This window comes from Methylibium sp. (genome assembly GCF_013817365.1).
Lineage (GTDB): Bacteria > Pseudomonadota > Gammaproteobacteria > Burkholderiales > Burkholderiaceae_C > Methylibium.
This window is the reverse complement of record NZ_JACDCU010000134.1, coordinates 1-8,947: the sequence shown is the minus strand read 5'-3', so window position 1 is coordinate 8,947 and position 8,947 is coordinate 1. Positions and strand designations below refer to the sequence as shown.

The window sequence follows — 8,947 nt, the reverse complement described above, 5'->3', positions numbered from 1 at the left end:
CTGCAGCTCTACACCCAGGTCTACGACGAGGCCTCGCGCCAGCTCGCCCGCGCGCTGCGCCGGGAACTCCAGCAGGCCGCAGGCGAGGCCGTGCAGGTCGCGCCGGTGGAGGACGTCACGCGCAGCGCCTCGCTGCGCGGCACGCGCCGACCGGTGCCTTGGCCGCAGCCCACTTTCGTGCTGCACGGCGCGGCCGAGCGCGCCTGCGCGCAGGCGCTGCGCCCCTTGATACAGAAAGCCTGGTCGGTGCCCGGCCGCAAGCCGGTGGAGGTATGGATCCGCCAGTTGCCTGAAGAGGCGGGCACACCCGAGCGGGTGCTCGAGTTATGGCTGCCGCGAAGGGAGGACGCGAGCCGCAGTGTGGATTTCTGGTGAGACGTGCGGAGGGCGTGCGGCTCAGCCGGCGCCCAGCACCCGCAGAATTTCGGGCCCGTACGCCTCCAGCTTCTTCTCGCCCACGCCACTGATCTCGCCCAGCTCGCCCAGCGTGCCGGGCGCCCGCCGCGCCATCTCGGCCAGGGCGGCGTTCGAGAAGACGATGTAGCTCGGCAAATTGTGCTCGCGCGCAACCTCGCTGCGCCAGGCGCGCAGCGCCTCGAAGCGCGCCTGTGCGGCGGCGTCCAGGTCGGCCGGCGCGCCTTTCGCGGCCTTGCCGCCCGTGCTCGTGACGCGCCCGGTGCGCTTGCTCCGCTTGGGCGTTTCACTCGGCACGCGCAGCAGCAGCTGCACGCCGCCCTTGAGCACCGCGCGCGCGCTTTCGGTCAGCGCCAGCGTGTTGTATTCGCCCTCGCTCACCACATGGCCGAGAGCGACGAGCTGGCGCAGCACGCCGCGCCATTGCTGCTCGGACAGATCGGCGCCCACGCCGAAGGTGGACAGCCGCTCGTGCCCGTGCTGCGCCACCTTCTCGGTCGCCTTGCCGCGCAGCACATCGATCAGGTGGCCGGCGCCGAAGCTGCGCGGGCCCTGGCTGTGATGACCGAAGCGGTAAATGCACGAGAGCGCCTTGCGCGCGGCCTCCGTGGCGTCCCAGGTGGCGGGCGGATTCAGGCAGTTGTCGCAGGCGTTCTGATACGGCGCGCAGGGCCGGCCCTCTTCGCCGAAGTAGTCGAGCAGGCGCACGCGCCGGCAGTCGTGCGATTCGGCCAGCGCGAGCAGCGCATCGAGCTTGCCGCGCTGCAGGCGCTTGAACTCGTCGGCCGCCGGGCTCTCGTCGATCATGCGGCGCTGGTTCACCACGTCGGCCAGGCCGTAGGCCATCCAGGCCTCGGCCGGCTCGCCGTCGCGGCCGGCGCGGCCCGTCTCCTGGTAATAGCCCTCGATGTTCTTGGGCAGGTCGAGGTGGGCGACGAAGCGCACGTCGGGCTTGTCGATGCCCATGCCGAAGGCGATGGTGGCGATCATGACGACGCCGTCCTCGCGCAGGAAACGGTTCTGGTGCTTCTGCCGAACACTCGCGTCATGCCCGGCGTGATAGGGCAGCGCCGTGATGCCTTCGCCGACGAGCCAGGCCGCGGTTTCGTCCACCTTCTTGCGCGTCTGGCAATAGACGATGCCGGCCTCGCCCTCGTGCTTCTCGGCCACGAAGCGCAGCAACTGCTTGCGCGGGTCTTCTTTTTCGACCACGCGGTAGCGGATGTTGGGCCGGTCGAAGCTGGCGACGAAGACGCGCGCGTCTTCGAGCTGCAGGCGCTGGACGATGTCGGCGCGGGTGTGGTCGTCGGCGGTGGCGGTGAGCGCGATGCGCGGCACGCCGGCGTAGCGCTCGTGCAGCACGTGCAGGCCGAGATAGTCCTCGCGGAAATCGTGGCCCCACTGCGAAACGCAATGCGCCTCGTCGATCGCGAACAGGCTCAGCAGGCCGCGTTCGTGCAGCGAGTCGAGCTGCGCGAGCATGCGCGGCGTGGTCAGCCGCTCGGGTGCGGCGTAGAGCAGCACCAGCCGCCCGCTCGTCATCTCGTGCTCGATGCGCTGCACGGCCTGGAAGTCGAGCGAGGAGTTGAGGAATGCAGCATGCACGCCGGCTTCTTCGAGCGCGCCGACCTGGTCGTGCATCAGCGCGATCAGCGGGCTCACCACCACCGCCACGCCGCGCCCGGCGCGGTGCCGGGCGATGGCCGGTACCTGGTAGCACAAGCTCTTGCCGCCGCCCGTGGGCATGAGCACCAGCGCATCGCCGCCCGCGCACACGTGCTCGATCACTTCGCCCTGGGCGCCGCGAAAGGCGTCGTAGCCGAACACCTCCTGCAGGATCGCGAGGGGGTCGGCGGTGGCGTGTTCAGCGGTGGTGGCAGGCAGCATGAAGGCGGTGTCGGACAGGGGCGCGGTGCTTGCGCAGCCCGCGATCGTAGCGGGCGGTCAACCCCTCGGCGGTGTGCACCTTGGGGGCGGTTCGGCGCAGGTCCATGCGGCACAATCTTCGACCGTCTCGCGCCCAAGGAGCAGCCCGCATGGCCTCAGTCAACAAAGTCACCCTCATCGGCAACCTCGGGCGCGACCCCGAGAGCCGCAGCTTTCCCGACGGCGGGACGATCTGCAACGTCACGATCGCCACCACCCGGCGCTGGAAGCAGCGCGATTCCGGCGAGATGCAGGAAGAAACCGAGTGGCACCGCGTGGTCTTCCGCGACCGCCTGGCCGAGATTGCCGGTGAGTACCTGAAGAAGGGCCGCCCGGTCTACGTGGAAGGCCGCCTCAAGACCCGCAAGTGGACCGACAAGGACGGCGTGGAAAAGTACACCACCGAGATCGTCGCCGAACAGATGCAGCTCCTCGGCAGCCGCGAGGGCATGGGTGGCGGCGACGCGGGCGACAGCGGCTACGGTGAAGGCGGTGGCAGTGGCGGTGGTGGCGGCGAGCGAAGCGCCCGCCCGGCACCCGCCCCGCGCGCTCCGGCCGGCCGTGCCGCACCGCAGAAGTCGGCCACCGGCTTCGACGACATGGACGACGACATCCCGTTCTGACGACGAACCCGGCCCCGCCCGACCCGTCACCGAGCCCGCGGTTCTCGCGAACCGCGGGCTCCTTGCTTTTGTGCGCAGGGCGCGGGCTCGGCCATCGGAGCGGCCGGCGCCGGCAGCGCCGACAGCGCCCGGCGACAGGCGGCACACTGCCGCCATGCAGCACCCGCCGCCTGAAGATGACGCGCACGACGACGACGACTGGCTCGTCGCCTGCCTGTGCGCCGACTGGTGCGGCAGCTGCCGGGAGTACCGGGCGACGTTCGAGCAGGTGGCGCGCAAGCGGCCGCAATGGCGCTTCGCCTGGGTCGACATCGAGGACGAGGCCGACGCGCTGGCCGCCTTCGATCTGGACATCGAGATCTTTCCCACCGTGCTGATCGCCAAGGGCAACGAAGTGCGCTTTCTCGGCGCCCTGCTGCCGCATGCCGCCACGCTGGGGCGCACCCTGGACGCCGCGCGGCGCGCCGGTCTGCGAGCTTCGGTGCCGGCGCAGCAGGCCGAACTTCTGGTGATACAGGTGCGCGCGATCGGCCGGTCGGTCGGCTGAACGGTGCACCGGACGACTGGCGGCGCGCCCTGTCGGCCCCAACGTCCAGGAGCACTTGACCACGCGGTCGCCGAGCGGCCGACCGGCTTTACCGGTTCGGAGCCCGCGGCCCCGCCTGTTCGGCGTGCACTACGTTGCACCTCGCACCCGGCGCCGCGACTGGGCCCGAAAACCGTGCTTTATCCCGCCTTGCGCACGCCGCACGTCATGGACCATTGCGCTTCCTGCCTGCATCTCTCTGAACGAACCATGACCCGAACGCCCGGCCTCCTCGCCGCCCTCGCCGTCGCCGCCTGTTCGTCGGTTCCCGACGAGCCGATCGGCCCGCCCGCGAAAGAGACGCTGTATGCCGTGAACACGGCCAACCACCTGCTCGGCTTCAATGCCGGCCAACCGCAGAAAATTCTCAGCCAGCGCCCGCTCGCCGGCCTGCAGCCGGGTGAGCGTGTGCTCGGCATCGATTACCGCGTGGCCCGTGGCCAGTTGTTCGCGCTCGGCAGCAGTGGCCGGCTCTACCGCGTGGACACCGCCACCGCGAGCGCCTCCACCGTTGGCACTCCGTTCGGCATGGCCTTGCGCGGCAGCGAGTTCGGTTTCGACTTCAACCCGGCGGTCGACCGCATCCGCGTCGTCAGCGACGCCGGGCAGAACCTGCGCCTGCACCCCGACACAGGCGCCGTCGTCGACGCCGATGCCAAGACCGACGGGCTGCAGCCCGATGGCGCCATCGCGTGGGCCCCGGCGGACGCCAACGCCGGCAAGCCGGTCGCCGCGGTCGCCGCCGCCTACAGCTACAACCAGGTCGACGAGAAGATCACCACCAACTTCGCGATCGACGCGCGCCAGGGCGTGCTGGTCACCCAGGGCACCCGCGAGGGGACGACCCCCGCCGTTTCACCGAACACCGGGCGGCTGTTCACCGTCGGGCCGCTGGGCGCCGGGCGCTTCGAGCGCGCCAGCTTCGACATCAGCGACGTCGACAACATCGCCTACGCCGCGCTCACCGGCGCCGGCGCGCGTGCTTCGGTCCTGTATCGCATCGATCTGGGCACGGGCGCGGCCACGCGCATCGGCACCATCGCCGGTGGCGAGGCGGTGCAGGGCTTGGCAATCCAGCCCTAGACCCTGGAAGCAACGCTCCATGTCCACGTCGATCGCGGCCCGTCGAGCGGGCGCCCAGCGCTTCCCCGGTGCCCGCGAGCGCGCTGACACGCAAGCCGGTCGCGGCATGGCGCGCCAGGCGCGCCGCCTGGCCGTCTGCCTGACGTTCGGCGCGTCCGCCCTCGCTTCGTTACCAGCCGCCGCCACCACGCTGACGATCACCGTGACAGGCGCCGGCGGCGCGCCGCTGGCCGACGCGGTCGTGGCGGTGTTCGTGGACGGCGCACCACGCCGGGCGAGCGGCGTGCCGCCTGTGGAGATGGGCCAGCGCGGCAAGCGCTTCGTGCCCGCCGTGCTGGCGGTGCAGACCGGCACGCCGGTCGACTTTCCGAACCACGACACGGTGCGCCACCACGTCTACTCGTTCTCGCCCATCAAGACCTTCGAGATCAAGCTGTACGTCGGCACGCCCACGCAACCCGTGGTGTTCGACAAGCCGGGCACCGCCGTGCTCGGCTGCAACATTCACGATGCGATGTCGGCGTTCATCCGCGTGGTCGACACGCCCTACTTCGCGCGCACCGACCTTCAGGGCCAGGCGCGGCTCGAACTGCCGCCCGGCAAGCACCGCGTGCAGGTCTGGCATCCCGGCCTGCCGGCCGAGACCGACGCGCCGCTGCAGCCGCTCGAAGTGGGCGGCGCCGACGCCTCCGTGACGCTCGGCATCGAGCCCCGCTGACATGGGCCCGGTAGGCGGGTTCCTGTCGCGGCGCGGCCTGCAGTTCCGCATCGTCGCGCTCTTCCTCGGTTTGCTGCTGGCCGTTCAGCTCGCCAGCCTGCTGCTGATCGGCTCGGGCATCGAGCGAGGCGCCCGCGCCTCGGTCGGCGAAGAGCTGCGCACCGGCGAGCGCATCTTCCTGCGCCTGCTGCGACACAACGCCGAACGCCTGACCGAAACCGCCCGGCTGCTGGCGGCCGATTTCGGGTTTCGATCGGCCGTGGCGAGCCGCGACGCCGAAACCCTGGCTTCGGCGCTGGCCAACCAGGCTGGGCGGATCGATGCCGACATCGCGGTGTTCACCGATTCGCAGTTCCAACTCCAGGCCGCCACCGTCGAAGGGGCGGATCGCTTCCTGCCGTTGCTGCGCCGCATGGCGACGGCCGCGGTCGATGACGACCAGGTGGTGATGCTCGAAGGCGAGCCCTTCCAGCTCGTGGTGGTGCCGGTGCGTGCGCCGCTGCTGATCGGCTGGGTGGCGATGGGCTTTCGCGTGCAGACCTCGCTGCTCGAGGAGATGCGTTCGTTGTCGATGATCGAAGTCGCCATGCTCACGCGCCGCTCGCCCGAGACGCCCTGGCGCCTGCTCGGCTCGACGCTGGGCACGGCCGACGGCGAGCGCTTCACCTCGAAGTGGATCGCGGCGCGCACCGCCGGCGCGGCGCGTCGCCCGGCCGACCCCGGCGCTCTGCGGCTGCACTTCGACGAAGCCGACGCCGGCCGGCTCGTTGGTGCGGTGGTGGCCAGCGAAGTGCCGCTCGGGCGCGATCCGCAGCAGCAGGCGGTCGCCGTGCTGATGCGCTCGCTCGACGATGCGGCCGCGCCCTACCGGCGCCTGCAGTGGCTGCTGCTGGCCTTCACGCTGGCGGCCGTCGCCGTGTTCGCGTTCGGCAGCGTGATCACCGCGCGGCGCATCACCACGCCGCTCGTTGCGCTGTCTGCTTCGGTGCGCCGGCTCGCGGCGGGCGACTACGCGCAGGCGGTGCCGGCCGCGGGCGACGACGAGATCGGCCGCCTGGCGCAGGCCTTCGAGGCGATGCGCCAGGCCGTGCGGGCGCGCGACCTGGAAGTGCGCCGGCTCGCCTTCGACGACGACCTGACCGGCCTGCCCAACCGCGAGCGCTTCCGCAGCGAACTGCGCGACGCCGTCGTGCGCGCCGGCGACGCGAGGCCGCCTTTCAGCGTGCTCATGCTCGACCTCGACCGCTTCAAGCATGTCAACGACGTGCTGGGCCACCGCTTCGGCGACCGCCTGCTGCGCGAGGTGGCGCAGCGTCTGCTCGGCGTGCGGCGCAGCGGCGATATGGCCGCGCGCCTGGGCGGCGACAAGTTCGCGATGCTGCTGCCGGGTGCCGACGGCGACGCGGCCGGCAACGCGGCGCGGCGCATCCTGCACGCCTTCGAGACGCCGATCGCGCTCGACGACCACACCGTCGATCTGGGCGCGGGCATCGGCATCGCCTGCTTCCCGTCGGACGGCGACCAGGCCGACGTGCTGCTCGGCCGCGCCGAAGTCGCCATGTACGCGGCCAAGCGCCGGCAACTCGGCGTGGCGCGCTACCTCCCGGCGCAGGACGGCGGCAGCGAGGAGTCGCTGTCTTTGCTGAGCGAGTTGCGCACCGCGATCGAGGAAGGGCAGCTTCGCTTGTGGCTGCAACCCAAGGTCTCGCTGGCGAGTGGCCGCGTGGTGGGCGCCGAAGCGCTGGTGCGCTGGCAGCACCCGACCCGCGGCCTGGTGCAGCCGATGCAATTCATTCCCTTTGCCGAACAGACCGGTTTCATCCGCCAAGTCACCCAATGGGTGATCGCGCAAGGCGCCGAGGCACTGAGCCGCCTCGCGCGCTCGGGCAGCGACATCCACCTGTCGATCAACCTGTCGGTGCGCGACCTGCTCGATCAGGAGCTCCCCGAGAAGATGCAGCGCCTGGCCGCCCTGCACGGCACCCTGCCGCTCACCCTGTGCCTGGAGATCACCGAAAGCGCGATCATGGATGACCCGCAGCGCGCGCTGCAGACGCTCGAGCGCCTGCACGCCCTGGGCTTCAAGTTGTCGATCGACGATTTCGGCACCGGCTATTCGTCGCTCGCCTACCTCAAGCGCCTGCCCGTGGACGAACTCAAGATCGACAAGAGCTTCGTGCTCAACATGGAAAGCGACCTCGACGACGCCAAGATCGTGCGCTCGGTGATCGACCTGGCGCACAACCTGGGCCTGAGCGTCGTCGCCGAGGGCGTGGAGACGGCCAAGGCCTGGAAGATGCTGCAGGCGCTGGGCTGCGACGAGGCGCAGGGCTACCTCGTTGCCAAGCCGATGCCGGTCGAGGTCTTTGCGCAGTGGATGCAGCAATGGGCCGCACCGCCCGTGCAGCAGGTTCCGCTCGATTCGGACTTCGTGCGTTTGCTGAACTGAGCCCGCGGGCTGTTCACGGCCCGGCTCGCCGTGTGCCGGCCGCCGCTTCGGCGCGCGGGCCTATGACAGACTTGCACCGCCGAAGCGGCGCGGTCGGCCCGCCGCACGACACGCCGGTGCGGCGTCACGGATGCCCCACGAAGTCACGCTCATCACCACCATCGCCGCGGGCCTGGGACTGGCCCTTGTGCTGGGCTTTTTTGCGGCGCGGCTGAAGCTGCCGCCGCTGGTCGGCTACCTGCTCGCCGGCGTCCTGATCGGCCCGACCACGCCGGGGTTCGTGGCCGACATGGCCATCGCCGCGCAACTGGCCGAGATCGGCGTGATGCTGCTGATGTTCGGCGTCGGCCTGCATTTTTCGCTCGACGAGCTGATGGCGGTGCGCAAGATCGCCCTGCCGGGTGCGGTGGCGCAGATGGCGGTGGCGACCCTGCTCGGCATGGGGGTGGCTCACTGGTGGGGCTGGAATCTCGGGGCCGGGCTGGTGTTCGGCCTGTCGCTCTCGGTGGCCAGCACGGTGGTGCTGCTCAAGGCGCTGGAGAGCCGGGGCGTGGTCGATTCGATGAACGGCCGCATAGCAGTCGGCTGGCTGATCGTCGAGGACCTGGCGATGGTGCTGGTGCTGGTGCTGCTGCCGGCGGTGGCAGGCGCGCTCGGCACGGCCGCGGGCAGCGATGCCGGCGGCAATGTCTGGTCCTCGCTCGGCGTCACCTTGCTGCAAGTGGTGGTGTTCATCGCCCTCATGCTGGTGGTCGGGCGGCGCTTTTTCCCCTGGCTGCTGTGGCAGGTGACCAAGACCGGTTCGCGCGAGCTGTTCACGCTGTGCGTGGTGGCCGCGGCGCTGACCATCGCCTACGGCTCCGCGGCCTTGTTCGGCGTGTCCTTTGCGCTGGGCGCCTTTTTCGCCGGCATGGTGATGCGCGAGTCCGAGTTCAGCCAGCGCGCCGCCGAGGAATCGCTGCCGCTGCGCGACGCCTTCGCGGTGCTGTTCTTCGTGTCGGTGGGCATGCTGTTCGAGCCGCGCGTGCTCATCGAGCGGCCCGGGCAGGTGCTGGCCGTGGTGGGCATCATCGTCCTGGGCAAGTCGCTGGCGGCTGCCGCCGTGGTGCTGCTGTTTCGCTACCCGCTCAACACGGCGCTCACCGTCT

At 70.7% G+C, this 8,947-nt stretch carries 8 protein-coding genes; 7 read left to right on the top strand and 1 reads right to left on the bottom strand.

All coding sequences use genetic code 11. The features are described 5' to 3' along the window. Positions 1-375: hypothetical protein (locus H0W38_RS10115; RefSeq protein WP_292453479.1), on the top strand; the 375-nt coding region annotated here is incomplete at its 5' end. A gap of 21 nt (positions 376-396) precedes the next feature. Here H0W38_RS10115 and recQ read toward each other — a convergent pair. Continuing rightward, complete coding sequence (recQ, locus tag H0W38_RS10110; protein ID WP_292453477.1) at positions 397-2,301, bottom strand: DNA helicase RecQ; 1,905 nt, start codon at positions 2,299-2,301, stop codon at positions 397-399. A 149-nt stretch (positions 2,302-2,450) separates the two neighbouring features. On the opposite strand from recQ, the gene ssb reads away from it, so the two are divergent. From ssb to H0W38_RS10080, 6 genes are all read left to right on the top strand, one after another. Beyond that, positions 2,451-2,963: a single-stranded DNA-binding protein gene (gene ssb / locus H0W38_RS10105; protein WP_292453475.1), complete on the top strand. Its 513-nt coding sequence runs from the start codon at positions 2,451-2,453 to the stop codon at positions 2,961-2,963. Between the two features lie 154 nt (positions 2,964-3,117). Continuing rightward, on the top strand, positions 3,118-3,510 hold the full coding sequence (locus H0W38_RS10100; RefSeq protein WP_292453473.1) for a co-chaperone YbbN: 393 nt from the start codon (positions 3,118-3,120) through the stop codon (positions 3,508-3,510). Positions 3,511-3,759: 249 nt separating this feature from the next. Then, the gene (locus H0W38_RS10095; protein WP_292453470.1) at positions 3,760-4,632 is read left to right on the top strand and encodes a DUF4394 domain-containing protein; all 873 of its coding nucleotides are present in this window, start codon (positions 3,760-3,762) and stop codon (positions 4,630-4,632) included. Between the two features lie 19 nt (positions 4,633-4,651). Beyond that, a complete protein-coding gene (locus tag H0W38_RS10090; RefSeq protein WP_292453468.1) occupies positions 4,652-5,350 on the top strand; it encodes a methylamine utilization protein in 699 nt (232 codons plus the stop codon). A 1-nt stretch (position 5,351) separates the two neighbouring features. Then, entirely contained in the window at positions 5,352-7,799 is a 2,448-nt protein-coding gene (locus H0W38_RS10085; protein ID WP_292453467.1) for an EAL domain-containing protein, read from the top strand. Positions 7,800-7,929: 130 nt separating this feature from the next. After that, a partial coding sequence (locus tag H0W38_RS10080) for a cation:proton antiporter (protein ID WP_292453464.1) occupies positions 7,930-8,947 on the top strand: 1,018 nt, incomplete at its 3' end.

Bases quoted from the DNA above. Each gene is read 5' to 3' on its own strand.
- recQ (WP_292453477.1), bottom strand. From the start codon at position 2,301: ATGCTGCCTGCCACCACCGCTGAACACGCCACCGCCGACCCCCTCGCG.
- ssb (WP_292453475.1), top strand. From the start codon at position 2,451: ATGGCCTCAGTCAACAAAGTCACCCTCATCGGCAACCTCGGGCGCGAC.
- H0W38_RS10100 (WP_292453473.1), top strand. From the start codon at position 3,118: ATGCAGCACCCGCCGCCTGAAGATGACGCGCACGACGACGACGACTGG.
- H0W38_RS10095 (WP_292453470.1), top strand. From the start codon at position 3,760: ATGACCCGAACGCCCGGCCTCCTCGCCGCCCTCGCCGTCGCCGCCTGT.
- H0W38_RS10090 (WP_292453468.1), top strand. From the start codon at position 4,652: ATGTCCACGTCGATCGCGGCCCGTCGAGCGGGCGCCCAGCGCTTCCCC.
- H0W38_RS10085 (WP_292453467.1), top strand. From the start codon at position 5,352: ATGGGCCCGGTAGGCGGGTTCCTGTCGCGGCGCGGCCTGCAGTTCCGC.